This window comes from Sphingomonas sp. DMC6 (assembly GCF_056314225.1).
In genome coordinates this window covers 26,041-51,170 of record NZ_JBQUYT010000001.1, presented here as the reverse complement: position 1 = coordinate 51,170, position 25,130 = coordinate 26,041, and the positions used below count along the sequence as shown (strand labels likewise).

Annotated in this window: 19 protein-coding genes; 8 read left to right on the top strand and 11 right to left on the bottom strand. The window is 66.4% G+C overall.

Annotation, left to right across the window (positions count from 1 at the left end; genetic code table 11):
* Window position 1 precedes the first annotated feature (1 nt).
* On the bottom strand, window positions 2–1,501 hold the full coding sequence (locus tag ACT53M_RS00165) for a CoA-acylating methylmalonate-semialdehyde dehydrogenase (protein WP_476230686.1): 1,500 nt from the start codon (window positions 1,499–1,501) through the stop codon (window positions 2–4).
* Window positions 1,502–1,596: 95 nt separating this feature from the next.
* Between ACT53M_RS00165 and ACT53M_RS00160 the strand changes: the two genes are divergently transcribed.
* The 3 genes from ACT53M_RS00160 to ACT53M_RS00150 all read left to right on the top strand — a co-directional run bounded on the left by ACT53M_RS00160 (window position 1,597) and on the right by ACT53M_RS00150 (window position 6,320).
* On the top strand, window positions 1,597–2,499 hold the full coding sequence (locus ACT53M_RS00160; RefSeq protein ID WP_476230684.1) for a LysR family transcriptional regulator: 903 nt from the start codon (window positions 1,597–1,599) through the stop codon (window positions 2,497–2,499).
* A gap of 120 nt (window positions 2,500–2,619) precedes the next feature.
* Entirely contained in the window at window positions 2,620–5,226 is a 2,607-nt protein-coding gene (locus tag ACT53M_RS00155; RefSeq protein WP_476230683.1) for a TonB-dependent receptor, read from the top strand.
* Window positions 5,227–5,237: 11 nt separating this feature from the next.
* Window positions 5,238–6,320: an NAD(P)-dependent alcohol dehydrogenase gene (locus ACT53M_RS00150; RefSeq protein WP_476230682.1), complete on the top strand. Its 1,083-nt coding sequence runs from the start codon at window positions 5,238–5,240 to the stop codon at window positions 6,318–6,320.
* A gap of 22 nt (window positions 6,321–6,342) precedes the next feature.
* Here the strand turns inward: ACT53M_RS00150 and ACT53M_RS00145 are convergent, their stop codons facing one another.
* The 6 genes from ACT53M_RS00145 to ACT53M_RS00120 form a co-directional block, all read right to left on the bottom strand.
* Window positions 6,343–7,353 (bottom strand): FecR family protein, encoded by a 1,011-nt coding sequence (locus tag ACT53M_RS00145; RefSeq protein WP_476230680.1) that lies wholly within the window; start codon window positions 7,351–7,353, stop codon window positions 6,343–6,345.
* The gene (locus tag ACT53M_RS00140) at window positions 7,346–7,864 is read right to left on the bottom strand and encodes an RNA polymerase sigma factor (protein ID WP_476230679.1); all 519 of its coding nucleotides are present in this window, start codon (window positions 7,862–7,864) and stop codon (window positions 7,346–7,348) included. Before ACT53M_RS00140 ends, ACT53M_RS00145 begins: the two co-directional genes overlap by 8 nt.
* Before the next feature lie 84 nt (window positions 7,865–7,948).
* Entirely contained in the window at window positions 7,949–10,747 is a 2,799-nt protein-coding gene (locus tag ACT53M_RS00135) for a TonB-dependent receptor (RefSeq protein WP_476231554.1), read from the bottom strand.
* 292 nt (window positions 10,748–11,039) lie between these two features.
* Window positions 11,040–13,769 (bottom strand): TonB-dependent receptor, encoded by a 2,730-nt coding sequence (locus tag ACT53M_RS00130; RefSeq protein WP_476230678.1) that lies wholly within the window; start codon window positions 13,767–13,769, stop codon window positions 11,040–11,042.
* 266 nt (window positions 13,770–14,035) lie between these two features.
* Window positions 14,036–15,367 carry a sensor histidine kinase gene (locus tag ACT53M_RS00125; protein WP_476230676.1) on the bottom strand — a complete coding sequence of 444 codons (1,332 nt, stop codon included), beginning with the start codon at window positions 15,365–15,367 and terminating at the stop codon, window positions 14,036–14,038.
* Complete coding sequence (locus tag ACT53M_RS00120) at window positions 15,360–16,037, bottom strand: response regulator transcription factor (RefSeq protein WP_476230674.1); 678 nt, start codon at window positions 16,035–16,037, stop codon at window positions 15,360–15,362. The genes ACT53M_RS00125 and ACT53M_RS00120 overlap by 8 nt, the downstream gene beginning before the upstream one ends.
* A gap of 150 nt (window positions 16,038–16,187) precedes the next feature.
* On the opposite strand from ACT53M_RS00120, the gene ACT53M_RS00115 reads away from it, so the two are divergent.
* The 5 genes from ACT53M_RS00115 (at window position 16,188) to ACT53M_RS00095 (ending at window position 23,134) form a co-directional block, all read left to right on the top strand.
* Window positions 16,188–17,174, top strand: coding sequence for a YncE family protein (locus ACT53M_RS00115; RefSeq protein WP_476230673.1), 987 nt, complete (start codon window positions 16,188–16,190; stop codon window positions 17,172–17,174).
* Window positions 17,171–18,571, top strand: a complete 1,401-nt coding sequence (locus ACT53M_RS00110; protein ID WP_476230672.1) for a TolC family protein — start codon at window positions 17,171–17,173, stop codon at window positions 18,569–18,571. Before ACT53M_RS00115 ends, ACT53M_RS00110 begins: the two co-directional genes overlap by 4 nt.
* On the top strand, window positions 18,568–19,557 hold the full coding sequence (locus tag ACT53M_RS00105; protein WP_476230671.1) for an efflux RND transporter periplasmic adaptor subunit: 990 nt from the start codon (window positions 18,568–18,570) through the stop codon (window positions 19,555–19,557). Before ACT53M_RS00110 ends, ACT53M_RS00105 begins: the two co-directional genes overlap by 4 nt.
* A 3-nt stretch (window positions 19,558–19,560) precedes the next feature.
* Window positions 19,561–22,623 (top strand): efflux RND transporter permease subunit, encoded by a 3,063-nt coding sequence (locus ACT53M_RS00100; RefSeq protein WP_476230670.1) that lies wholly within the window; start codon window positions 19,561–19,563, stop codon window positions 22,621–22,623.
* Between the two features lie 331 nt (window positions 22,624–22,954).
* Window positions 22,955–23,134, top strand: coding sequence for a hypothetical protein (locus tag ACT53M_RS00095; RefSeq protein ID WP_476230668.1), 180 nt, complete (start codon window positions 22,955–22,957; stop codon window positions 23,132–23,134).
* Here the strand turns inward: ACT53M_RS00095 and ACT53M_RS00090 are convergent.
* The 4 genes from ACT53M_RS00090 to ACT53M_RS00075 are packed head-to-tail and all read right to left on the bottom strand — an operon-like array spanning window position 23,126 to window position 25,118.
* The gene (locus ACT53M_RS00090) at window positions 23,126–23,653 is read right to left on the bottom strand and encodes a JAB domain-containing protein (protein WP_476230667.1); all 528 of its coding nucleotides are present in this window, start codon (window positions 23,651–23,653) and stop codon (window positions 23,126–23,128) included. The genes ACT53M_RS00095 and ACT53M_RS00090 overlap by 9 nt on opposite strands.
* A gap of 53 nt (window positions 23,654–23,706) precedes the next feature.
* Window positions 23,707–24,153, bottom strand: a complete 447-nt coding sequence (locus tag ACT53M_RS00085) for a hypothetical protein (RefSeq protein ID WP_476230665.1) — start codon at window positions 24,151–24,153, stop codon at window positions 23,707–23,709.
* Between the two features lie 30 nt (window positions 24,154–24,183).
* Window positions 24,184–24,528: a hypothetical protein gene (locus ACT53M_RS00080; protein WP_476230664.1), complete on the bottom strand. Its 345-nt coding sequence runs from the start codon at window positions 24,526–24,528 to the stop codon at window positions 24,184–24,186.
* Window positions 24,529–24,566: 38 nt separating this feature from the next.
* Window positions 24,567–25,118 carry a helix-turn-helix domain-containing protein gene (locus tag ACT53M_RS00075; RefSeq protein WP_476230663.1) on the bottom strand — a complete coding sequence of 184 codons (552 nt, stop codon included), beginning with the start codon at window positions 25,116–25,118 and terminating at the stop codon, window positions 24,567–24,569.
* Window positions 25,119–25,130: the final 12 nt, after the last annotated feature.

Here is a 25,130-nt window from a genome sequence, read left to right as displayed (position 1 = left end):
CTCACCCCATCGTCGGGATGACGAAGGCATTGCTGCCATCGCCAGCACCATCGGGCCAGCGGGCGGTGACGGTCTTCACCTTGGTCCAGAACTTCACGCCTTCCATGCCGTGCTGGTTGGTATCGCCGAATGCCGAACGCTTCCAGCCGCCGAAGGTGTGATAGGCGACGGGCACCGGGATCGGCACGTTGATGCCCACCATGCCGACATTCACGCGCGCCGCAAATTCGCGCGCGGCATGGCCGTTGCGGGTGAAGATCGCGACGCCATTGCCATATTGGTGCCTGCTCGGCAGCGTCAGCGCTTCCTCGAAATCCTTCGCCCGCACCATCTGCAGCACCGGTCCGAAAATCTCGTTGCGATAGCTTTCCATGTCCGGCGTCACATGGTCGAACAGCGTCGGGCCGACGAAGAAGCCGTTCTCATGCCCTTGAAGCGTGAAGCCGCGCCCGTCGACGACCAGCTCGGCCCCCTCGTCGACGCAGGTCTGGATCCAGCGTTCGATATTCGCCTTGTGCTGTGCCGTCACCACCGGGCCGTAATGGGCCTGGGGATCGGTCGAGGTGCCGACCTTCAGCGCCTCGATCGCGGGGATCAGCTTGGCCTTCAGCCGCTCTGCCGTCTCGTCGCCCACCGGCACCACCACCGGCAGCGCCATGCAGCGCTCGCCCGCCGAGCCGAACGCCGCGCCCGACAGGTCGTTGACCACCTGGTCGAGGTCCGCGTCGGGCATGACGATGCCGTGGTTCTTGGCGCCGCCCATTGCCTGAACGCGCTTCCCCGCCGCAACACCACGCTGGTAGACATAATGGGCGATGTCCGACGAGCCGACGAAGCTCACCGCGCCGATCGCGGGATGGTCGAGAATCGCGTCGACCATTTCCTTGTCGCCGTGGACGACCTGGAAAATCCCCTCGGGCAGCCCGGCCTCCAGCCACAGTTCGGCCAGTCGGTTGGGCAGCGACGGGTCACGCTCGCTGGGCTTCAGGATGAAGGCATTGCCCGTCGCCATCGCCACCGCGCCCATCCACAGCGGGATCATCGCCGGGAAGTTGAACGGCGTGATGCCCGCGCCGATGCCGATCGGCTGGCGCATCGAATAGACGTCGATGCCGGGCCCCGCCCCTTGCGTATATTCGCCCTTCAGCGCGTGCGGGATGCCGCAGCAGAATTCGACCACTTCCAGGCCGCGCTGGATGTCGCCCTTCGCGTCCGCCTGCACCTTGCCGTGTTCGATCGAGAGCATGTGCGCCAGCGCATCCATGTTCGCTTCGACCAGCGCCTTGAAGGCGAACATCACCCGCGCGCGGCGCTGCGGGTTGGTCGCCGCCCAGCCCGGCTGCGCAGCCTGCGCCGCCGCGACGGCACGGTCGAGCACGTCCTGTCCACCCAGCACCACCTCGGCCTGCACAGCGCCGGTATTGGGATCGAACACAGGCGCCTTGCGGCTTGCGGCCAGTCCGGCAGTGCCGCCGACGATGACGTGATCGACGATACGCATGGCAATCCTCTCCAAAAACCCGCCTTGCTTTGCCCGATTGTAGGAATATGCATTTTCGCTCGCAATGACGAATAATGCAGGGAACATCTGCAAAAATGCAGGCAATGGACTGGCGCGATCTGCAAACCTTCCTGGCGTTGGCCCGCACCGGCCAGATGGGACGCGCCGGCAAGGCGATGGGTGTAAACGCCACCACGATCGCGCGCCGCCTGCGCCGGCTGGAGGCGACGCTGGGCGCGACGCTGTTCGAGCAAACGCGCGAAGGCCAGATACTCACCGAGGCGGGCGAGGCCCTGCTGGCGCTCGCTGAGACGATCGCGCTCGCGGCAAACGAGATCGAGGCCCATCGCGGCGATCGCTTTCCCGGCATATCGGGCACTTTGCGGATCAGCGCGCCGGAAGGATTCGGCAGTCGCCTGCTCGCCGGGCAGGCCGCCGCCTTCAGCGCGCTCCATCCGCGCCTGACGCTCGACCTTGTCGCGAACAGCGGCTTTCTTTCCCCTTCGAAGCGCGAGGCGGACATTGCCGTCATGCTGTCCCGCCCGCGCGCGGGGCCGGTGATCGCGCAGAAACTGTCGGACTATGCGCTGCAGCTGTTCGCGACGACCGCCTATCTCGAAACATTCGGCACTCCCCGCATGCCGGCCGACCTGCGCGAGGGGCATCGCTTTGTCGGCTATATTCCCGACCTGATCTATGCGCCCGAGCTCCATTATCTCGACGAATTCTGCGAGGGGCTGACGCCGCACCTGCGCTCCTCGAGCATCAATGCACAGTATCGGATGGTCAGCACCGGGGCAGCGATCGGCGTGCTTCCGTCCTTTATCGGCAGGGCAGATCCGGCGCTGGTGCCTGTGCTGCCCGAGCGCCGCATCCTGCGCTCCTTCTGGCAGGTTACGCATAAGGATTCGCACCAGCTCGCCCGCGTCCGCGCCGGACGCGAGTGGCTGGCGGAGGCGGTGCAGACCTATCGCACGTTGCTGCTGCCGCCTGAATGAAGGGCTGCGCGGGTTCGCATCCGTCCTGATCGCAGTTCGCGCTGGTCCAAGACGATCGGCCGATACGCCGCTAGCCTCTCCGTCAAGCGCCAAAAGGTGCAGTTCACAAGGGGAGAGGATATGCGCATTCGTTTCGCAACGGCCTTGCTTGCGTCCACGGCATGGGCCGGGTCCGCATTTGCCCAGTCAACCGAGCAGCCCGCCGCACCGGCACCAGCAGCCCAGTCGGACAGCGGCATCGCCGAAATCGTCGTCACCGCGCAGAAGCGCGCGGAAAATGTCCAGGACGTGCCGATCGCCATTTCGGCCTTCAGCGCCAACACGCTGCAGGAACGCGCGGTGGGCAGCGTCGCCCAGCTTTCGGCCATCGCACCCAACGTCAATCTCGATGCCGGCACGCCCTTTTCGGGCTCCCCCGCAGTGCTTTCGGCCTATATCCGCGGCATCGGATCGGATGACTTCGCGTTCAACATCGACCCGGGCGTCGGCCTCTATCTCGACGGCGTCTATCTGGCCCGCACTGTGGGCGCCAATCAGGATCTGATGGACGTTTCGCGCGTCGAAGTGCTCAAGGGCCCGCAAGGCACGCTGTTCGGCCGGAACACGATCGGCGGCGCCATCTCGATCGTCACGCGCGATCCGGGCAAGGAGTTCCGGGTGCAGGGCGATGTGACGACGGGCAGCTATAATCTGCTCCAGGCCCGCGGCGCGGTCGATATTCCCATTGCCGACGGGCTGGGTTCTATCCTCAGCTTCGGCGTCAAGACGCGCGACGGCTTCCTGCAGCGCATCCCTTATCCCGATCCCCGGGCCAATAACTCGCCGTCCTACACCGCGTTCGACGCAGCAAGCTATGGTAACAGCAATCGCGAAGGCGGCAACGACAACTGGAATCTGCGCGGCAAGTTGAAATGGAACCACGGCGGACCGCTCACCCTGACGCTGTCGGGCGACTATAGCCGCGACAAGGGCACCAGCGCCAACAAGCTGCTTGGCACGGCAGAGACGGTGCCCGGCAATTTCGCCGGCACGGCGGACCTGCCCGGCACGGCGTTCGATCCCACCGGCACCACCGGTTTCCTGTTCGCCGGACTATACAATTTCTGCATCGGTGCGACGCCGCAACAGATCGCCGCGCGCAATGCCCAGGCGCTGTGCGGCGTGTCGGGCACCCAGTTCAACCCGCGCTGGCGCCTGCCCAGCTATGCCGGGGTCAATGTCGACAACAATCCCAACAATGATCGCCTTCCCTGGGACGGCCGCTACCTGATCGCCGATCCGGACAAGAGCTACGCCACCGGCAACAGCTTTTCGGACCTGAAGAACTGGGGCTTTTCCGGCGTCCTCGACTATGATCTGGGCAAGTCGATTTCGCTGAAGTCGATCACGGCCTATCGCGAGCTGAAATGGGCGGCCGGGCTCGATGCCGACGGTTCCCCGCTGAATTTCCTGCAGCTCAGCTTCACCATGCGCCAGTGGCAGTTCAGCCAGGAAGTGCAGCTGCTCGGCAAGGCGCTGGACAACAAGCTGAACTACGTCCTTGGCGGCTATTATTTCAAGGAAGCCGGCAATCTGCACGACTATGTCACCTTCGCCGAAGGACTGGTGCAGGTGGACGGGCCGAACCGGCTGGAGACCGAGAATTTCGCGGCGTTCGGACAGATCGATTATCGCCCGATCGACCTGGTCGGCATCACCGTCGGCGGCCGCTACACCAATGAGAAGAAGCAGTTCGAGGGCGGCCAGCAGGAACTGAACGGCTTCAACTACAAGCTGTTCGGCTGCACCGATGCCAATGGCAACATCACCCCGAACGGCCCCTTCCCGCTCGCGCCCGTGACGTGCCAGACCGGGCTCGGCTATCCAGATCCCAACAATCCGGTGCGGGTCTATGTGCCCGGCGTGAACCACAAGAGCTTCAGCAATTTCTCGCCGAAGCTGGGCCTGCAATTGCATCCGCAGGACAATGTGATGCTCTATGCAAGCTGGTCGAAGGGCTACAAGACCGGCGGCTGGACGACCCGCCTGACCAACCCGCAGGGCGCCGTGGCCCCAGATTTCAACGAGGAAAAGGCAACCACCTGGGAAGCCGGCGTCAAGTCGACCCTGCTCGACCGCAAGCTGCAGCTCAACGCAGCCGCCTTCACCACCGATTACAAGGACATCCAGCTCAACATCCAGATCGGCACCTCGCCGACCATCGCCAATGCCGGTGACGCCCGCATTCGCGGGTTCGAAGTGGAGGCCGTCGCAGCCCCGGTGCGCGGGCTGACGATCAATGCCTCGCTCGGCTATATCGACGCCTATTACACGCGGGTATCGGCGACGGCGGCGGCGGTGAGCGGGCCCGGCCCGTTCCAGGCCGGCGCGGTGGTCGGCGCGCCGCTCCCCAAGACGCCCAACTGGAAGACCAGCCTAAGCCCCCGCTACGAAACGCGGCTGGCCAATGGCGGATCGGTGATTCTGCTGGCGGACTGGAGCCATGCCAGCGGCGTCTGGAACGACACTGCCCGCACCTATCTGCTGTACCGCCCTGCCTCCGACCAGGTGAATGCCAGCGTCAGCTATGAGGAGCCGAACGGCCGCTGGACGCTCACGGTGGGCGGCACCAACCTTACCGACAATCGCTACCTGACCTCGGGCAATTCCAACGTCTCGGTCGGCGCGTTCTTCGGCACCTATAACCGCCCGCGCGAATGGTATGCGCGGTTCGGCTTCAAATTCTGAGGAGCCGTTTCATGGAAATCGCAGCAGCCGTCACCGAACAAGCGGGCGGCCCCTTCCGGATCGAACGGTTGCGGATCGATTCACCGGGAGGCGACCAGGTGCTGGTGCGGATCGTGGCATGCGGCGTGTGCCACACCGATATGGTGATGCGCGACGGCGCGCTGCCGGTGCCCTTCCCTGCTGTATTCGGGCATGAAGGCGCCGGCGTGGTCGAAGCGGTGGGGCCGGCAGTTGCCGGCCTCGCCCCCGGCGACCGGGTGCTGCTCAGCTTCGACAGCTGCGGCACCTGCCCCGCCTGCCACGATCACCAGCCCGGCTATTGCCCGGAATTCTTCCCGCGCAATTTCCTCGGTGCGTTGGGCCCCGATCAGGGCGGCCTGTGGCGCGGCGAGGCGCGGGTCGGCAGCAACATCTTCGGCCAGTCGGCCTTCGCCACGCATGCCCTGGCGCACCAGCGCAACGTGGTGAAGGTGGATGCAGACCTGCCGCTGCACCTGCTTGCACCGCTCGGTTGCGGCATCCAGACGGGCGCAGGCACGGTGCTGGAAACGCTGAAGGTCCAGCCGGGTCAGGCGATCGCGATCTTCGGGGCGGGCGCCGTAGGTCTCGCCGCGGTGATGGCGGCCGTCATTGCGGGCGCAGGCCGCATCGCCCTTCTCGACCGGCATCAGCATCGGCTGGCACTGGGCGAAGCGCTGGGGGCCACCGAATCTACAACCAGCCTCGATGCGCTGGCAGGGCCGTTCGATTATATCGTCGACACAACCGGCGTTCCCGCCTTGCTTGCGCCCGCCATCGACCTGCTCGCCGGGCGCGGCACGCTGGCACTGGTCGGCGCCTATCCCTCCGATCCGAAGCTCGCCATCGATGCCTCGGCCATCATGAGCATGGGTCGGCGCATCGTCGGCGTGGTCGAGGGGGGCATCGATCCGCAGCGCTTCGTGCCCGAACTCATCGCGCACTATCGGGCCGGGCGCCTGCCGATGGAAATGCTGGTCAAGACCTACCCGTTCGCAGAGATCGAGCAGGCGGTGCACGACTCCGAGACCGGCGCCGTCATCAAGTCGGTATTGCTGATGGAAAGCGAAGACTGAGCAGCGCAGGGCTGCCCGGCCGTTACCGCGACCGGGCAGGCCGCAACAGAATGGCCCCGTCCTGGCGCTGCGCCTCCAGCCCGAACAGCGCGCCGATCAGCGCGGCGCTTTGTTCGGGCGTATCCAGCCGGAAACGGCCGCTGAAGCGGCTGGCGCCCCGCGCGGGATCGGCGAGGCGGATCGGGACGGCACTGTACCGGCCGATCCGCTCCAGCGCGGCGTCGAGCCGCATCTGATCGGCGTTCAGCCAATAGTCGCTCCAGCTGTCGTCGCTCTTCGCGTCGAAGTGCGCGATCCGCGCCGGGGTGGACCCAATGCGAAGCCATTCGCCGCCCGTTACGACCAGCGGCGCGCGCTCCGCCTGATCGACCCGTACCCGCCCGCGATAGACGTGTAGTTCCACGGCATCGGCAAGCGTATCGACACTGAAATTGGTACCAAGCGCAGTGAAGCTTGCGCGCGAAGTCGCCACCGAAAAGGGGCGGCTGGCATCGTGCGCAACTTCGAACCGCGCCGCGCCTTTCTCCAGCGTAACCGGGCGAGCACCGGCAGCGAAAGCGACCTGCACGGCCGAAGCCGCGTCGAGCGTCATGGTCGACCCATCCGAAAGGCGGATCACTTCACGCTTGCCCAATGCACTGGCAAAGCGCGAGGCAGCAGCAACCGGAGCCGATGGCGGCGTCGCTTCCCGCAGCAGCACCGGCACGGCAACTGCCGCAGCCAGCCCCGCCGCCACCGCCGCGACACGCACTCCGCGGACACGGCGAAGCACCGGCCGGAGCCGACGCTGGCGCGCCGATCGCGGCTCCACTGGTTCCGGCAAGGGCGCGGGCGCCATCGACACGCGCCTTTCAGCCTCCAGCACCTCCAGCAAGGCCGTGTCCTGCAACACGGTGCACATGCGCGAAAACGCCTGAACATGCGCTTCGCACTGATTGAGCCAGCCGATCAGCGCGCGGCGTTCGGCCGCGTCCAGCTCCGGCAGCCGATCCGCCCAGTCGGCGGCCGTTTCCAGCACCTCTTCTTCAACCATGTCCGACATCCTCTCCGGCCACGTCTTCGTTCAGGGCGACGTAATCCGAAAGGTCGACCATCGCGCGTACCAGATGTTTTTTAACTGCTTCCAGGCTCAACCCCAGGTCATCGGCAATTTCGGCGCGCGATTTGCCGTCGAGATGGCGCTGGACGAACACCGCGCGGCGCAGAGGCGGCAGCGACGCCAGCCGTGCCTCGAACCGCGACAGGCGGCGGCGATAGTCCAGCACTTCCTCCGGCAGCGGCAGCGTGCAGGCGAGTTCGGGATCGAGCGGCTCGGTCGGCCGCGCTCCCTTGCGGGCGCCGGCGTAGACGATCGAATCCGCCACTCGAAAGGCATAGGCGAGCGGCTGCTCGATCTGCTGCCGCCGCTCCTGTTCCACCACGCGCACAAACGTCTCCTGCACGATGTCGTCCGCCTGCTCCGGATCACGGAGCCGCCTGCGGACATAGGCCGTCAGGCGCGACCGATGTTCGGCGAGCGTTTCTGCCGCCCCCATTAGTCGCATCTTTCCGGCAACAGCGTCACCTTAGGGAAGAGTGCGCCCAGGCGGGAATGGGGACAATCGGCGGCGCCCCTTCCCGCTTCGCAGTCAAAAGGCATAGCGAATCCCCGCACTCACCACCCGTCCGCTATGGGTATAGGCGAGCAGCCGGCGCGCGTCGCGATCGGTATATTGCATCACCGGCGCGTTGGTCAGATTCTGCCCCTCCAGCACCAGCTTTGCGCGACGCCCGAGCGCGATGTGCGCGGCGGCATCCAGTGTGGCGCTGGGTGCGATCCACTCGCCGATATTGCCGCTATTGCCGATCGCGGTGCGATAGCGGTCGCGATAGGCGAGCGAGGCGCGGACGTCCCAGCCGCGCCCGGTGTAGTAAAGCGTGGCGTTGCCCTGCCAGCGCGACAGGTCGATCAGCGTAAGCCGCACCGGCACGGCGCCATAGACAACGTCGGATCGGCCATCGGCATAGGTGCCGTTCAGTTGCACACCCAGCCGGTGGAGCGGCGCCGGCAGAAACCGCAGTTCGCGCTGCACGGTCAGTTCCGCCCCCACTATCGACGCGCCGCCGCCGTTGAACGGCCGGATGACGTTGAACAGCGTACCGGCACTTTGCCCCGGGAACAGAAAGGCGAGCGGATAGCCCGTATCGGCATAGCGCTGCACCGTCGTCACCGAAGTGATGAACGAATCCATATGTTTGTAGAACAGCCCGAGCGCGATCAGCCCGCCACCACCATACTGTTCCAGCGCGAAGTCGAGCGACTGGGCGCGGAACGGCTTCAGGTCCGGATTGCCGGTCGTGATGGTACCGCCAAAGGGCGACACCGAAACCACCGCTGCGGCCGCCAGATCGGCGACATCGGGCCGATTGACGTTCTCGCTGGCTGCCAGCCGCAACAACAGGTCGCGGCGAAGTCCCAGCCGCACCTCCAGCGAAGGCAGCCAGGCGCGGCTGATGCTTCGGCGCGAAATGGGCGCTGCCAGTGCATCGCTGCTGGCGGTGCCGGTCGACCGCGTCAGCACGCCCTCATAACGCAGCCCGGCGCGCACCCGCAGCGGCATTGTGCCCACCTCTCCGTCCCAGTCGAGCAGCGCGAAGGCCCCGCCATTCTCCTCGCGCAGGCGGTAATCGGTGCCGGGGACATTGTCGCCGGCATTCAGATCGCGACGCTGGCCCGTGGCGGCATAGGTCGCATCGACATCGGCGACGATATAGGGTGCCAGCGTCGGCCCGCTGAACAACGTCGTGACCGCCGGCCCGCCATCGGGATAATCGACGCGCGTTCGCCGCTGATAGCCGCCGTTCACGAACCGGCGCCAACTGCCGCCGGTCCGCAAGCTGAGCCCGGGCGCAAGCGTCCGCTCGAGTGTCAGCCGTGCCTGGGCATTGCTGTTGTCGATCGCGTCCTCGCGCGGATCGGCCCGCATCAGCCCCCATGCCCCCGGATCGCCGGGATCGAAGCCGTACCAGTTGCGCGGCGCCGCGCCGGTGGAAACGGTCGCAAAGTCCCGATTTTTCGACTGGAGAAACACCTTGTCGAACACCGGCCCTCGGAACGCCGAGTGGTTATACCCCGCGAGCAATTCCACCACCGTCGCCGCGTCCAGCGGCTTGCGCAGCGACAAGGTCGCCTGATCGAACTGCGTCCGGTCCTCGCTCCGCTTCGCCTCGGTGCGCAGGTCGACGCCCGAATAGCGGGCGGCTGCCAGCGTGTTACCGACAATCGTTGCCGATAACAGCCGCTGGGTACCGACGACGTCGCCGCTCAGGCCGTTCGCGCCCGCCGCCGCCAGCGAATATTCGTGCCGGTGGTCCGCCAGCGCCGCATGGACCCAGTCCAGCGCCGCGGCAAAGCCGTCGTCGCCCCGATACTGGACGGCACCGACCAGGTTGAGGCGTTCCAGCCGGTTGAGCCAGCTCGAATAGGTCGCAGCACGGGGACCGTAGACCGGAGCGCCGGCGGTGCCGGTCAGCCGCGCGCGCTGGTCGGCTGGAATGGCCGGCCCGAGATTGGCCGCACCGAAGGTAATCGGCGCCCAGTCCCAATTGCGATAGCCATATTCGGCAACAGCGTTGCTGCTGTACGATAGTGCCGCCAGCACGCCCCAATGATCGCCCCGCCGCGACACTTCCGCGGTGGCTTGCGGCGTGAGCGCCATACCGTTGCCGCCGGCGCGCGCGCGCAGCGACACCAGCGTCTCGTTGCCCGGTCTGTCGAACGGCCGTACCGTCTGCAAGGCGACCGTGCCGCCGATGCCGCCCGCGTCCGTATCGGCCGCCCAGCTTTTCTCCACCACGGTCTGCGACAACAGGCTGGCCTCGAACACCGAATAGTCGAAGCGGCGCTCGCGGCTGACCGATCCGCGATTGTCGAGGCCGGACGCCGTGGTAGCGAGCGCATCGATGCCGTTCAGCGTGGTGCGCGTGAAAAGCGGCCCCAGCCCGCGCAGCGAGACCTGGCGCCCCTCGCCATTGTCACGGCTGATCGCGACGCCCGGCAGGCGCTGCAGCGCATCGGCAACGTTGCGGTCGGGAAAATCGGCAATATCCTCGGCGCGCGTCGCCTCGCGTACCCCGGCGCCGCGGCGCTTGAGCGCAATCGATTGACGCACGGCTTCCCGATAGCCGGTGACAACGATAAGCTGCGGCTCGGCCGTTTCAGGGGATATGGCGCGCGATGGCGCTGGTACGGCAGCCCGCGTCGCTGGTCCCGCCAACACGACATAGCCGCCGCTTGCGGCCCGCACGATCAGTGGCAGGCCCGCTATGGCAAGTGCGACTGCGGCTTCCACCGACATCCGGCCGCGGATCGGCCGGGCGACGCGCAACCTGGCCCCTTGCGTGGTGACGATCTGGATTCCGGTCTGGCGCGAGATCGCGCGTAGCACGTCGGGCAAAGGACCGGCTGCTATGTCGAAGCGGAAGGAGGCTCGCGTAGCGGCAGCCTGCGTCTGGCAATACGCGACCTCGGGCGAAAGCGATCCAACGACCAGCGCCACCCCCGAAACCCACCGGTACGATTGACGACGCCCGCGCAGACCCTTTGCCTCCGCAGGTGCGGCTACCAGCGCAACATGACAGAATATTGACCCGGCCGTACAGGGGCGGGGAGGAACGGCAGCGCCGTTCCTCCCCGGGGGGTGGAAAGGAGCGGCATTGCTGCCCCTTCCCAGGGGAACTTCAGAAGGAAATGCGGACGCCGCCCATCACCGTCGTGCCCGAACGGGTGACGACATAGAGGCGCTGGGTGCTGTCCGAATATTGCTTCTCGCGCTGGTTGGTCAGATTGATCGCGTCGAAGGTCAGCTGGATCTTGTCGGTCAGGTTGTAATGCGCCGATGCGTCGACATAGGTGGTCGGCGCATAACCGGTCAGGTCCTGATCCTTGCCGAGGCTCGTGGAGACCGGCGAGGCGCTATAGACATAGCCGCTGCGATAATTGACCGAGACACGCGCGTCGAACTTGCGGTCCTGGTAATAGAGCGTCGCGTTGGCGTTGACATGGCTGAGACCTTCCAGCGTCGTGCGGATCGCGTCCGGGCCATAGATCTTTGTGTAATCATATTTGGCGTCGAGATAGGTGAAGTTGCCGCTCGCGCCGAAATGGTCGAACGGGGCCGGCAGGAAGGTGAAGTCCGCCTGACCGGCCAGCTCCATGCCCACCAGATCGGTGCCGTCGAGGTTCACCGGGATCGAATAGCTGGTGATGATGGTGTTCGGCGTCAGGTTCGGCGCCAGCGTGGTCGGCTGACCGGTGACGCTGTACGGCACGTTCGACAGCGTCTTGGTGGCGATGAAGCCGTCGAGATGCTTGTAGAAGCCGCCCAGCGCGAAATAGCCGACCCGCCCGAAATAGCGCTCGAGCGACAGGTTGAGGTCGGTCGACTTGTACGGCTTCAGCGCCGGATTGCCCACCGAGACGCTATAGGTGCCATCGTCATTGAGCGAGACCGAAGCATTGGCCGCCAGCGCGCTCAGCGTCGGACGGTTGATGTTCTTGCCCGCCGAGAAGCGCAGTTGCAGGCCCTTCTGCAGCTCCAGCGTCAGGTTCATCGCCGGCAGCACGCCGTCATAATGCTTCTTGATGCTGGCGGTGCCGCTGCCGAGCGGACCGCTCGACACGCCGCTCGAGGTCAGATCGGTGCGATAATACCGCAGGCCGATATTGCCGCGGAACGGCAAGCCGCCGAGCATATGGTCCCAATCATATTGGGCAAAGCCGGCGCCGGTACGCTCTTCGACCGCGAAGACGCTCAGCTTCGGCCCCAGATAGGCATTGCGATCGATGCCGAGCTGGCTCAGCGCCTTGTTGTAATCGACCACGACCCAGTTCTGGCCGGTATAGCCGGTATAGACCTGGGCATAATTGGCGATGTTGGCGCTGACCTTCCCGGTCTGGAACTCGGTCTGGTAGACGTTGACCTGCCCGCCACGGCTATAGCCGCTATTCTCGAACCGGCGCCATTCGCCGCCGAACGACAGCTTGTCGTCGGGGCTCAGCGCATATTCGAAGCGGCCCTTGGCCGTGTCGAACGCCGAGTCCTGATAGTTGGACGAGATCAGCAGGTTGTGGGCATGCCACAGCGCTGGGTTGCCGGTGTCCCACTTATAGGTGTTGACCAGCGAATAGGTACCGCCGCGATAATCCGAAATCACGTCGCCATAGGCTTCGAGATAGAATTTGTCGCTGATCGGCATGTTGTAGCTGGAACGCTCAAGGCCGGCGGTGAAGAAGAATTTCAGCTTGTCGTTCAGCTCGGCATCGCCGCTCAGCACCAGCTGCTTGAAGATGTTCTTGGTCTTCTGCGTGCGGGTTTCGGTGGCAGTGTTGGCCTGCGATACGTCGAGATAGTCGACTTCGTTCTGGTCGTTCCAGTGGATCGCGTTGATCTTCGAGTTCTTGTACACCACGCCCGCAAAGGTCTGCGCGCCACCCAGCCAGGTCGAGCCGCCGCCGCCGCGCGAGGCGAGGTGCGTTTCGAAGCGATCGCCCTTGAACTCACCGTACAGGCCGTCGAGCGCGAGATTGATCTTGTCGCTGGGCTTCCACTGGATCGCGGCGGTCAGGCCCAGGCGATCCTGGGTGCTGTCCCAAACCGACAGGCGGTTGCCGCGCGCAAACCGCAGATCGCCCGAATTGACCTTCGCCTGCTGGTCCGGCGTCAGCGCGGAAATGTCGCTGCCGTTCGACTTGTTGCGGCGCCAGCGATAGGTGTCGAAGCCCTCTTCGCGCGTGTTGCGGTGGCTATAGGCGCCCGAAATCAGGATGCCGAAATTACCCCAGTTCTTGGAAAGCAGGCCGGTGAAGCGCGGCTGCGCGTCCTTGGTCAGCGTGTTGGTGCCAAGCTGGGCGGAGACCACCGCCTTGGTACCCGTGTAGTCAAACGGCCGGCCGGTATGCAGGCCGACGGTGCCCGCCAGACCGCCTTCGGTCTGGATCGCCTGGTACGACTTCTCGACATCGACGCGGTTGAACAGTTCGGCGGCGAACAGGTTGAAGTCGAAGGCGCGGTCGCGCGAATTCTGGCCGCGGCTGTCCTGCGGCGAGTCCACGTTGCCCAGCACTTCCATGCCGTTCAGCTGCACGCGGGTGAAATCGGGGCCGAGGCCGCGCAGGCTGATGCGTCGGCCTTCGCCGGCTTCGCGGTTGATCGCGACGCCCGGCAGGCGCTGGATCGCTTCGGCGAGGTTGAGGTCAGGGAAGGCAGCAATGTCGTCGGCCGCGATCGAATCCTGGATGATGGCCGACTTGCGCTTGATGTCGCGGGCCTGTTCCAGGCTGGCGCGATAGCCGGTGACGACAACTTCCTGCGGCGCATCGGCGGCGGGCTGCTGGTCTTGGGCAAGGGCCGGCTGCGCGGCGCAGCCGAGCGCCGTCGTCACCAGCCAAAGGGTGCGGTTGTTCAACATGATCTGGATAACCCCCTAGAATTTGGTCGCGCATGTCCCGCGCAGGACGCGCGGTTCGACCGGGAAGAGGGGTTTTCCTTCCCAACGGGGACAGAAGAATTTTGTTAAACTTTCGTGACTTTTATTACTATATTGTTACAAACCACAAGACCATCGAAGTACGGGATTTTTATGGCATTATAACGCAACTACAACCGCCACGTGCACCGGTTTATATTTCTGGGCATTACGCAGGTTACGAAACATCTCTATCCAAATGGAACATTTTACTTGTTGTCGCCGTGCCAGGTCGTCGCAAAATGCAGCGTTACCGCGAACCCCTCCTCTGTCGCTATCGCCAATCGGCCGCCGTGCAATTCCGCCACGGCTTGCACCAGGCTTAGCCCCAGCCCGTTGCCGGGAGTGGTGCGGCTTGCACTCCCCCGGAAGAAGCGCCGGGTGAGCTGCCCCCTTTCGTCCGGGGCGACGCCGGGGCCGGTGTCGGAAACCGTGACGGCAATGTCGCTCTCATCGGCGCGCAGGCGGAGCGCAACATGGGTTCCGGTGGGCGTATGGAGGATTGCGTTGTCAAGCAGATTGGCCAGCGCCTGCGCCACCAGTTCGCGGTGGCCGAGCAGCGTGGCGCCGGGCGTCACATCCACAGCGAAGCTGCGCCCGCTGTCGACGATCGCTGCCTCGAACGTCTCCGCAACCTCGCACGCCAGCGCGGAGAGATCGAAGGGAACAAAGTCGCTGACCAGGCCGCCGCCTTCCACTTCGCTGATCCGCAGGATCGCCGCGAAGAGGCGCAGCAATTCGTCGCCCAGCGCGATCGCGCGCTCGGCGGCGCCTTCGACCCGGCCGACCTGATCGAGCTGGTTGCGCAGGCGAAGCAGCGGCGTCCGCAGGTCATGCGCGACATCGCTCGAAACCTGGCGCAGGTTGGTCATCAGCCCGCCGATCCGGTCGAGCATCGCGTTGAGCGCCAGCGCCACATCGTCAAACTCGTCGCCGCGCCCGGCCACAGGCACGCGCGGGCCGAGGTCGCCGGCCATGATCGCGCGGGCGGTATCGTGGATCGGCGCGAGCCGGTTGCGCAGATAGCGGCCGAGCAGCAGCGCGCCGCCCAGCCCCAGCGCGACAATGCCCGCAAAAGCGAAGCCGAACAGCGTCAAGATCGTCGCGTCGATCGTTTCGATGGTTTCCGAATCCACTGCCACCACCAGCCGGCTGCCGTCACCGAACGTCACTGTCTGCGCGCGGGCAGTGTCCGGTCCCTCCACCGGATCGCGGAACGTTATCAGGCCGAAGCCCGGCGGCGGCGGCGCAGTATCGAGCGAACCGGCAATACGGCGGCCGCGCGCATCGAACAGCGCATAGGCAAAGGCGCGCGGCCCCCGTGCGGCTTCACGCGCAGCGATCTCGTCGCGCAAATGGCCGCCGCGCCCTTCATTGACAAGGGTAGCAACTTCCTCGGCGATTGCCTGATCGCGCGTGCGACGGAACTCCGCATCGGCAGCGAAATAGACCGCGATGCCCAGCACCAGCATCGCCGCAGCAAAGGCAGCCGAATAGATGAAGGCGATGCGATAGGCCGCGCTCGGCCGGTGCTCAGCCATCCGCCCGCATCCGGTAGCCAAGCCCGCGCACCGTTTCGATCGGGTCGCTTGCGAAACCGTGGTTCAGCTTGGCGCGCAAGCGGCTGAGATTGCTTTCGACGATATTGGTGGTGGGATCGAAGGTGAACCCCCATACCTGTTCGAGCAGCATCGTGCGCGTGACGATCCGCCCCGCATTGCGCATCAACTGCTCAAGCAGCGCGAATTCGCGCGGCTGGAGCGCAATCGCCCGCCCGCCCCGCAAGGCCTCGCGTCGCAGCAGGTCGAGCGTGACTTCGCCTATCTCCAGCCGCATGCTCGCCTCGGCGGGCGCCGCGCGGCGGGCAAGCGCGTGCAGCCGTGCGACCAGCTCGGCAACCGCGAAGGGCTTGACCAGATAATCGTCCGCCCCTGCTTCCAGCCCCTCGACCCGGTCGGCAATGCCGCCCAGCGCCGTCAGCAGCAGCACCGGCGTGCGTACATGCGCAGCGCGCAGCCGCTGCAGCACCGCCACGCCGTCCAGCCCTGGCAGCATGCGATCGAGCAAGATCAGATCGAAGGCGCTTTCAAGGCCCGTGGCCAGCGCGGCATCGCCGGTTGCCGCACACACCACATCATGCCCCAGCCCGCGCAACTCGGTGGCGAGAAAGGCCGCAGTCTCGGCGTCGTCTTCGGCGATCAACAGGCGCATGCGGCGCTCTTGTTGCGCCGCGCCCGCGCGCTCCGCCAGCCCCCGAGGCACGCCACGAACATTATATTTTCCCAATGTCGCCCCGGGCGCTGGTTAGGCCGCCCCGATCATTGCAGATACGCCGCATCCCTTGCCCGGAGAGATGCCATCATGTTGCGGTTCGCTTCAGCGCTTGCCCTGCTCGCCTTCGCCGCGCCTTCGACACCCGCCTATCACCTCGCTACGCCGATCGCGGGGCCGGATGGCGGCTGGGACTATGCCCGTGTCGATCCGGCCAGCGCGACGCTGTATGTCGCCCGCACCGACGCCGTCACCGCAGTCGATCTGCGCACCGGCACTGCCCGCTCGATCGGCGCCGTCGCGCGCGGCCATGCCGTGCTGCCGCTGCCCGGCGGCCGGCTGCTGGTGACGAGCGGCAAGGACGACAGCGTCCGTATCGTCGATACCACCAGCGGCACGGAGCGCGCCCGGATCGCCGTCGGCAAGAAGCCGGACGCCGCCATTCTCAACGCCGATGCCAGCCGCGCCTATGTGATGAACGCCGTCGGCGGCAGCATTTCGGTGATCGACATTACGACAACCAAAGTCGTGCAGACGATCGCAGTGCGGCCGGGGCTGGAATATGCGGCGCTCGCCGGCGGGAAACTCTACGTCAACAACGAGGATGCCAGTGCCATCGACGTCATCGACCTTGCCAGCGGCAAGGCGCTGGCGCCGATCGCCCTGCCCGGTTGCGAGGGGCCGACCGGCCTTGGCTATGATGCGCAGCACGACCGGCTGATCAGCGCCTGCGCCAATGGCAAAGCTGCGATCGTCGCGGTCGCCGCCCGGCGGCTGACCGCGCTGGTGCCGATCGGCCATGGGCCGGATGCCGTGATCGTCGACGATGCGCGCGGCATCGCCTTCATCCCTTGCGGCGAAGACGGCGTGCTCGATCTGCTTTCGCTGGGCTCTGCCGAAGCCGTGACTGTTGCCGGCCGGGTCAAGACCGAAGTCGGCGCCCGCACCGGCGCGGTCGATCCGGCAAGCGGAATCGTCTATCTGCCCAGCGCGCGCTTTGCCGGTCCGGCGCCGGCCCCGGGCCGGCCGGTGCCGCTGCCCGGCTCGTTCCACATCCTGGTTGTCCAGCCTTCGTGACGGCGATCCGCCATGCCCTGGTCCTGCCGGCGCTCGCGTTGCTGGCCGGTTGCGCACGCTATACGCCCGTCCCGATCGCGCTGGAGCAGCGGGTGCAGGCGCGCGCCGAGGAGCAGTTCGACTCCGCTGCCATCACCGCAACGGCGCAGCGCATCGCCCCGGACGCGGCGGCTCCGGCCGGGCTAGACCGGCTTGCGCTGTTCGCGGCGCTGCTGACGCGCGATCCCAAGGTGGCGCAGGCCCGCGCTGCCATTGCCTCTGCGCAGGCCGAAGCACATGCGAGCCGCCACGCGGCCAGCCCCGGCTTCACGCTCAGTACCGAATATGCCAACGATCCCAGCGCCAGCTCGCCCTGGCTGCTGGGCGGCGCACTGACACTACCGATCGACCGCGGCCAACGTCGACAGGCACGCCTCGACCGCGCAGATCTAGCGGTGCTCATCGCACGCGACGACTATGCCGAGACGCTGTGGAGCGAACGCATGGCGATGCGCCGCGCGCTGATCGACAGTGCGATTGCCGCCCGACAGGTGACGCTTGGCGAAGCGATCGCCACGCTGCGCGCGCGCCAGATTGCCGCGGTCGAGCACCAGATCGCCGCCGGCGCAGTGCCGGGGGCAATGCTATCGCTCTACAAGGCACTGCAGGCGCAGGAGCGCCGCGCGACCGAAGATGCTCGCGCGCGCATGCTCGCCGCCCGCACGACGATTGCCGGCCTACTCGCCATGCCGGTCGCTGCGCTGGGCGATACCGCGTTTGTCTGGCCCGACTTCGACGCGCCCGCCGCCGAGCCCGACGCGGCCATTACGCCGGCGATGCGACAACAGGCCGTAACCAGCCGGGCCGACGTGCTGCGTGCGCTCGCCGCCTATGACCAGACCGAAGCGGATGTGCGGCAGCAGATCGCCCGCCAATATCCAGACATCAGCATTGGCCCCGGCTATACCTGGGAGCGCGGGCTGGTAAAGCTGCCGCTCGCGCTCAACCTCACCCTGCCCAGCTTTGACGGCAATCGCGCCGCGATCCGCACCGCACTCGCCAAACGCGACGAGGCGGGGGCGGCGATCGAGACCGTGCTGGCGAATGCGGCTGCCGAAATCGACGCGGCGCTGGTCGAACGACGCGCGGCAACGGCGGCGCTCAATCGCCTGCAGACGAGCGAATTGCCGGCCTTGGACAGCGCTGCGGCCCAGGCCGAGGCACGGCTTGCCCGGGGGCAGATCGGCCGGGCCGAATGGGCCGATGCCCGAGTTGCGGCACTGACCACGCGGCTCGCGGCGCTCGACCTGCTGGCCCGTGTGCAGGCAGCCGATGCCGCGCTCGAAAACGCGATGCGGCGCCCGCTGGAGGGGCCGGAGACGAAGATCAGGCCCGAGCGGCTGGAGGAAGTGCGATGAAAGGCTGGACGGCCGCAATCTGGGCTGCGGGAGGCGCCGCGATCGGCGCGATGCTGATGGCCATGGCAACACCGCTATTGCACGACGCCGACGATGACGCGCGGAAGCCGGCGGCCGAAGCCTCCGCGCCCGCAAGCGGCAGCAAGCCGCTCGACGCGGCCGCCCAGCGCGCGGCAGGGATCATCGTCGGACCCGTAAGCGCCGCCACGCAACACGGCGCCGGCGGCACCGGCTATGCCCGCGCGCTCGACCTGAGCCCCCTCGCCGCGCTGGCCGCCGATGCCGAAGCTGCGCGGGCGGCGGTGACGGCCTCCGCGCGGCAAGTCACGCGGCTCGCGGCGCTGGCCGGGCAGGACCAGAGCGCAGCGCCCCGCGATGTCGAGGCTGCCCGCGCCCAATTGGCTGCCGACCGGGCACGACTGACGCTCGCCTGCCGACGTATCGGGCTGGATTTCGGCGCCGGGCTCATGCGGATCGGCTGCGATGGGATTTCGGCGCTGGTACATGCCGCCGCTGCCGGACAGGGGGCGCTGGTACGCATCGACGCAACCACCGGCGCGCTGCCCGCCAGCGGCACCGTGATGCTGGGCAGCGGCGGCGACGCTGTGGCGGCGCAGATTCTGGGCCCCGCGGCCACGGCCGATGCGCAGTTGCAGTCGGCGGGGGTGCTCGCGCTGGTGCGCGGACCGGCCGCGGCGCGGCTGGGTGTAGGCCGGGTGGTGCCGGTCATGCTCGCCGGTACAGGCGGGGCGAGCGGCATACTGGTCCCGCGCACGGCGCTGATGCGGGCGGACGGCGGCCAGTTCGTCTATCGCGCCGAGGCTGGCGGACGCTTCACCCGGGTTGCGCTCACCGGCGGCACGCCGAGCGCCGGCGGCTGGTTCTTTCCGCCCGGCGCACTGCACCCCGGCGATCGCATCGTTCTGTCCGGCGCCACCACCCTGCTCGGGCTGGAGCGCGCGCCGGTACCGGCGGACGAGGACTAAGTGATGCTCCACTGGATCGTCCGCCAGTCGCTGCGGTTTCCGTGGCTGGTCCTGTTCCTGTCCGGCTTGCTGCTCGTGCTGGGCGTGCAGACGGTCCGCCATGCCGCCTATGACGTGTTCCCCGAATTCGTGCCGCCCCAGGCGGTGGTGCAGACCGAGGCCCCCGGTTATGTCGCCGAGCAGGTCGAGGCGCTGGTAACGCGCCCGATCGAGGCGATCGTCGGCGGCACCAACGGCGTCGAGACGGTGCGGTCGGAAACGATCCAGGGCCTCTCGGTGCTCACCTTGACCTTCAAGGCAGGCGTCGATCCGTTCCGCGCCCGCCAGCAGGTGGCCGAAGCGCTGGCCAATGCCGCCGGCCAGTTGCCCGCCGGCGTGGGCGCGCCGGTGATCACCCCGCTCACTTCCTCGACGATGGATCTGGTCAAGATCGGCTTCGTCAGCGACCGGCTGAGCCCGATGGACCTGCGCGACCGCGTCCAGTGGACGGTGCGGCCGCGCCTGCTCGCCGCGCAGGGCGTGGCGCGCGCCAACATCTTCGGCGGCGAGCAGCGCCGGATCGAAATCCGCGTGCGCCCCGCCGATCTCGTCGCCCGCCACGTCACCGTCAGCGACGTCGCCAACGCCGCCCGCCACGCGCTGACGATCAATGGCGGCGGCTTCGCGGATACGCCCAACCAGCGCATCCTGATCGAGCCCGACAGCCGTAACCTGTCCGCCGCCGCCATCGCCCATACGGTGCTGACGGCCGCCAGCGCTGGCGGCGCGCTGCGTATCGGCGATGTGGCCGATGTCGTGGAGACCCCTGCTCCTGCCTTTGGCGACTCGCTCATCATGGGGCGCCCGGGCGTGCTGATGACGCTCTCCAGCCAATATGGCGCCAACACGCTCGACACGACCCGCAATGTGGAGGCGGCGCTGGCAGAGCTGCTGCCCGCGCTGAAAGCGGAAGGCATCACCGTCTATCCGGCGATGCATCGCCCGGCCAATTTCATCGAAACGGCGCTGGCCGGCATCGCCCGCGACCTGTGGATCGGCGCGGCGATGATCGCCGTGGTGCTACTGCTGTTCCTGCGCGACTGGCGGGTGGCGGCGATCACCTTTCTGTCGATCCCGCTTTCGCTGCTCGCCGCGCTCACCATCCTCGATGCGACCGGCCAGACGATCAACACCATGACGCTCGGCGGCCTCGCCGTCGCGCTTGGCGTGGTGATCGACGACGCCATCGTCGACATCGAAAATATCGTCCGCCGCCTGCGCGAGGCGCCTGCCGATGCCGACCGCCGCGCGCTGATCGCCGATGCCTCGGTCGAGGTGCGCGGGCCAGTGGTCTACGCCACTTTCGTGCTAGCGCTGACGATCCTGCCGATCCTGTTTCTCACCGGCCTGCAAGGCGCTTTCTTTTCCCCCCTCGCCCTCGCCTTCCTGCTCGCGACGCTCGCCTCACTGGCGGTGGCGATGACGGTTACACCCGCGCTGGCGCTGTTGCTGCTCGGCCGCGGCGCGCCCCATGCCGAACCGCGTCTGCTCACGCGCTTCAAGGACTGGCATGGCCGCCTCACTGCCCAGCTGCTGCGCTTCCCCGCCCGCATCGCCCTGGTGACGACGGTGATCGGCCTGGCGGCGCTGCTCGGCGCACTGCGCTTCGGCGGCGAGCTCCTACCGTCGTTCCGCGAACGCCATTATGTCGTGCAGGTCACGGGCCCGGTCGGTGCTTCGATCGACTGGATGCGCCGCACCGGCACCACCCTGTCGCGGCAGTTGCTGGCGCTGCCCGAAGTGCTGAGCGTCGAGGAACAGATCGGCCGCGCCGAAGCAGGCGAGGACACCTGGAGCCCCAATCGCGGTGAGTTTCATGTCCGGTTGAAACCGGTGAGCGGTGCCGGCGAAGACGCGGCGCTGGCAAAGATCCGCGCGATCCTGGAGCACACGCCGGCAGTGCAGAGCGAAGTCACGACCTTCCTCGGCGACCGGATCGGTGAATCGCTGTCGGGGGAAACGGCAGCCGTGTCGGTAAGCGTGATGGGCGGCGATCTCGATACGCTGGACAAGGTAGCCGATCAGGTCGCCGCCCAGCTCCGCGCAACGCCGGGCGCCGCGGATGTGCTGGTAAAGGCCCAGCCCGGCACGCCGATCCTCCACGTCGCGCTCGATGCCGAGGCGATGGCGCTCCACGGCGTCGACCCCGCCGATGCGGGTGAGGCGATCGACACGCTGTTCGAAGGCGTGCCTGCCGGCCAGCTCACTCTCGCCGATCGCACCGTACCGGCCGCGGTGGTGGTCCCGCCGGCGCTGCGTGCCGATCCCGAAGCGGTCGGCGCCATGCTGGTGCGCGGGGCTGCCGGCCAGGCCGTTCCGCTCGCCAGCCTCGCGACGATCGGACTGGAGGAAGGCCGCGCCTTGATCGCGCATGAAGGGGGCCAGCGTCGCCAGGTGGTGACAGCAAATGTCCGGACGGCGGACGTGTCCGGCTTCGTCGCGGCGGCGCGCGCACGGATCGCCGCCAATCTGCCGCTACCGCCGAGCGTCTATCTGTCCTGGGGCGGCGCGGCCGAGGCGCAGAAGGCGGCCGAGGTGCAGCTTGCAGGCCATGTCGCGCTGGCGGCGCTGGCGATCCTCGCCCTGCTGATCCTCGCATTCCGGGGCTTGCGGCCGGCGTTGCTGATCGTCGCAGGCATGCCGATGGCGCTGGCGGGCGGCGTTGCGGCGGTGGCGCTGGGCGGCGGCGTGCTGTCACTCGGCGCGCTGGTCGGCTTCGTCACGCTGTTCGGCATTTCGGCGCGCAACGCCATCCTGCTGGTGGCACATGCCGACCATCTGGTCGAGCAGGAAGGCGCGCCCTGGAATGCCGAAACCTTGCTTCGCGCCGTGCGCGAGCGGGTGACGCCGATCCTGATGACCGCGCTGATCACCGCCTTCGGGCTCGCCCCGCTCGCGCTGGAGAGCGGTCAGGCCGGCCGCGAGGTGCAAGGCCCGATGGCGGTGGTGATCCTGGGCGGCCTCGCCAGTTCGCTGGTGCTGACACTGCTGCTGCTGCCCGCACTGGTCTGGCGCTGGCGCCGGTAACGGCCGCGCCCCAAAGGGGGCGGTCGATCGCTGATGCTGAATTTTTCCCCTCGCTGAGGGGACCGGCCTTAGGGGTACGCCCGAATCGGACTGCAGCCGCCAGGCGGCCTTCTACCAAGACCGGATGATGCCCGTGCTGTTCGAGCCACGCGAGCATATAGTGACAAACGGCTGGCGATATATGGCTGCCATTAAAGGATAATCTTGATCCGAAATGGTAGCGATTCCCTAGTATTGCCGCCATAAACCTCATGCTAGCAATCGGCATAGCGATACCACTGCCAGCTATGGCAGTAGTTGAAGCTTGATGTGCCATGCACCTTGGAATCGGATGACGGAAGACGAAGCCTTGCAACGCGCGCGCCTGCTCGCCGATGAGCTCCAGCAACTCTGTATGGTGCTGGGCGAGACCCTCGCCAGTGACTTCGTCTACGGGGCGATCGAGCGCCTCAACGAACGCAAGGGATCGGCACTCCGACAGGAGCGCGCCCCGTGGCCGAAGTTACAATAGACCTGCAGTTCTGAAGCTGAAGACGCGCGTGCGCCCGACGATCAGATGATCGTGCAGGTCAATCCGCATGGCGCGTGCAGCAGACAGAAGCGATCGGGTAGCCTCCTGGTCGGCGGCGCTTGGCGCCGGATCGCCCGAGGGGTGGTTATGGACCAGAATGATCCCGACCCCTCCCCTGTCTAGCGCGCAGCGAATGATCTCGCGGACATGGAACGGAACTTCATCGACCGTTCCCGACTGGACCAAATCGTCGGCGATCAGCCCGTTACTGGCGTCGAGATGCAGAAGCCTGATATGTTCTGATCGCGCGCTGCCATAGGCTGCGAGAAGGTACCGAAATACAGCGTCGTAATTATCCAGCAGCGGCCGCTCGACGAGGTCGAGCTTCAGCTGCCAAAGGCAAGCATTACGAACCGCCTGGAGATGCGCCACGACCGCCTCGTTACCGTCAACGACATGGAGCATTTGCACCGGGCTCGCATTCAGTACATCGCGGAGCGCACCAAACCGCGCGACCAACGCCGCGGCAAGTCGATCGCTCGCGGCGCCGCAGATTGGCCTCAGCAACTTGGCTAGGTGGGTAACACAGCCCTCGCGAGAAGGCGCCTGCGCTGCTGCCAGATCGCCAGCGCCCAAAGCAACAGGATCGGATAGCTTTGGCAGCCAACCGCTAGCGCATAGGCCATCCGCGAGAGCGACGGATCGAGCAGCTTGGCGAGGTGCCCCGTCATTGCCACGAGATGAAACGCCAATACCCATATCAACCATCCTCGCCGCGCGCGGGTTGCCAACACAGCAACTGTAACCAGAAACAGCAGGTCCGCCCCGAGAATGCCCGGCTCAAAGCTTCGATATCCGGTTTGAACACTGGACTTCGAAACAAGCGAAGCCGCCGAGGCGCTCAACAGCAGCCATCCAAAAATTCGTTCGGTGGCGCTGCCCCACCCCCAGGCCAGCAAGCACAGCAGGCAGAGCAGCAACCAATATCCGAAAACATACGTGTAAGCGGCTATCACCATCGTCTGACAATGCGAGCAGCCGCGTCGAGATCAAGCCGCTTTGACAATATGAAGTGGCTGAGGATCGGCTGTCGCAGTGTTCGGAGCACAGTCCGCGCCGATACCCACTTCAATTCCTAGCTGGGCAGGCAACTTGGCGAGCTCTTCATGCGCTTCAGCGAATGCACTGGCAGCCTCGAGCGCGCTTGTCAGACCGTTAGCGATCTGCAGCAATGCGGCGTTGCCGGTCTTCGGATGAACCCGTGCGCGGTCACGCTGCGCGATTAGTGTGGAAATGCATTGTGCCGCCCGATCGGCCGTCTCAATCGCGCTCCGTTCGGTCGGAACGAAGGCGTCGATCACTTTCTGTACCACGTCATTGCGAGTCTTGGGCATAGAGTCTCCTCCGTCCGGAGGCGACGCCTGCCGGATCGCTAGTGATAGGGTTGCATCATGTTCGAAAGAGCCTGGAACGTGGCCCCCAGACGAGGCGCTGCTATAGCGAGCATCGCAAGTGCCAGCGCCGCCAATGCCGCCTGTACAAGAGGATGAAGAAAGTTGAGCCTCTCGCTTGCGCCCTTACTCTCCCCCTGTTCCGGACTTCGCTCGATCCCGAGATCGGTACCGCCAAAAACCGCGCGTTCCTCTCTCAGTACCGTCCGACACGACGCTCCTTGCGATTGCCATGTCAGCGGCACGCCCAAGTTGACCGGATTAGCGCCCTGATCAACCGCTTGTGACTGAGCGCTCAATTGCTGAGCGGTTGTTTGCGACTGTAGCAGGAGACGGATCGCCTCCTGCCGTGACAGGACACCAAGCGTTCGCAGAATTTGCCGGAAATGGCCGTCGACCGTGTGCGGAGACATGCCCAATTCCTGAGCGATCGACTTTGATGTCCCGCCGACGCCGGCACGCAGCACGCGAAGCTGCGTCGGTGTAAGCTGCGCGAGCCGCTCGCTCTTACTCGTCACCAGCGCGTCCGCCATCACCATAGCCTA

Excerpts from the sequence above, each read along its gene's own strand:
- ACT53M_RS00125 (WP_476230676.1), bottom strand. The coding sequence starts at position 15,367 with ATGGCTGAGCACCGGCCGAGCGCGGCCTATCGCATCGCCTTCATCTAT.
- ACT53M_RS00140 (WP_476230679.1), bottom strand. The coding sequence starts at position 7,864 with ATGCGACTAATGGGGGCGGCAGAAACGCTCGCCGAACATCGGTCGCGC.
- ACT53M_RS00100 (WP_476230670.1), top strand. The coding sequence starts at position 19,561 with ATGCTCCACTGGATCGTCCGCCAGTCGCTGCGGTTTCCGTGGCTGGTC.
- ACT53M_RS00105 (WP_476230671.1), top strand. The coding sequence starts at position 18,568 with ATGAAAGGCTGGACGGCCGCAATCTGGGCTGCGGGAGGCGCCGCGATC.
- ACT53M_RS00120 (WP_476230674.1), bottom strand. The coding sequence starts at position 16,037 with ATGCGCCTGTTGATCGCCGAAGACGACGCCGAGACTGCGGCCTTTCTC.
- ACT53M_RS00095 (WP_476230668.1), top strand. The coding sequence starts at position 22,955 with ATGACGGAAGACGAAGCCTTGCAACGCGCGCGCCTGCTCGCCGATGAG.
- ACT53M_RS00075 (WP_476230663.1), bottom strand. The coding sequence starts at position 25,118 with ATGGCGGACGCGCTGGTGACGAGTAAGAGCGAGCGGCTCGCGCAGCTT.
- ACT53M_RS00145 (WP_476230680.1), bottom strand. The coding sequence starts at position 7,353 with ATGGTTGAAGAAGAGGTGCTGGAAACGGCCGCCGACTGGGCGGATCGG.
- ACT53M_RS00130 (WP_476230678.1), bottom strand. The coding sequence starts at position 13,769 with ATGTTGAACAACCGCACCCTTTGGCTGGTGACGACGGCGCTCGGCTGC.
- ACT53M_RS00160 (WP_476230684.1), top strand. The coding sequence starts at position 1,597 with ATGCAGGCAATGGACTGGCGCGATCTGCAAACCTTCCTGGCGTTGGCC.
- ACT53M_RS00115 (WP_476230673.1), top strand. The coding sequence starts at position 16,188 with ATGTTGCGGTTCGCTTCAGCGCTTGCCCTGCTCGCCTTCGCCGCGCCT.
- ACT53M_RS00150 (WP_476230682.1), top strand. The coding sequence starts at position 5,238 with ATGGAAATCGCAGCAGCCGTCACCGAACAAGCGGGCGGCCCCTTCCGG.
- ACT53M_RS00085 (WP_476230665.1), bottom strand. The coding sequence starts at position 24,153 with ATGGTGATAGCCGCTTACACGTATGTTTTCGGATATTGGTTGCTGCTC.
- ACT53M_RS00165 (WP_476230686.1), bottom strand. The coding sequence starts at position 1,501 with ATGCGTATCGTCGATCACGTCATCGTCGGCGGCACTGCCGGACTGGCC.
- ACT53M_RS00155 (WP_476230683.1), top strand. The coding sequence starts at position 2,620 with ATGCGCATTCGTTTCGCAACGGCCTTGCTTGCGTCCACGGCATGGGCC.
- ACT53M_RS00080 (WP_476230664.1), bottom strand. The coding sequence starts at position 24,528 with ATGCCCAAGACTCGCAATGACGTGGTACAGAAAGTGATCGACGCCTTC.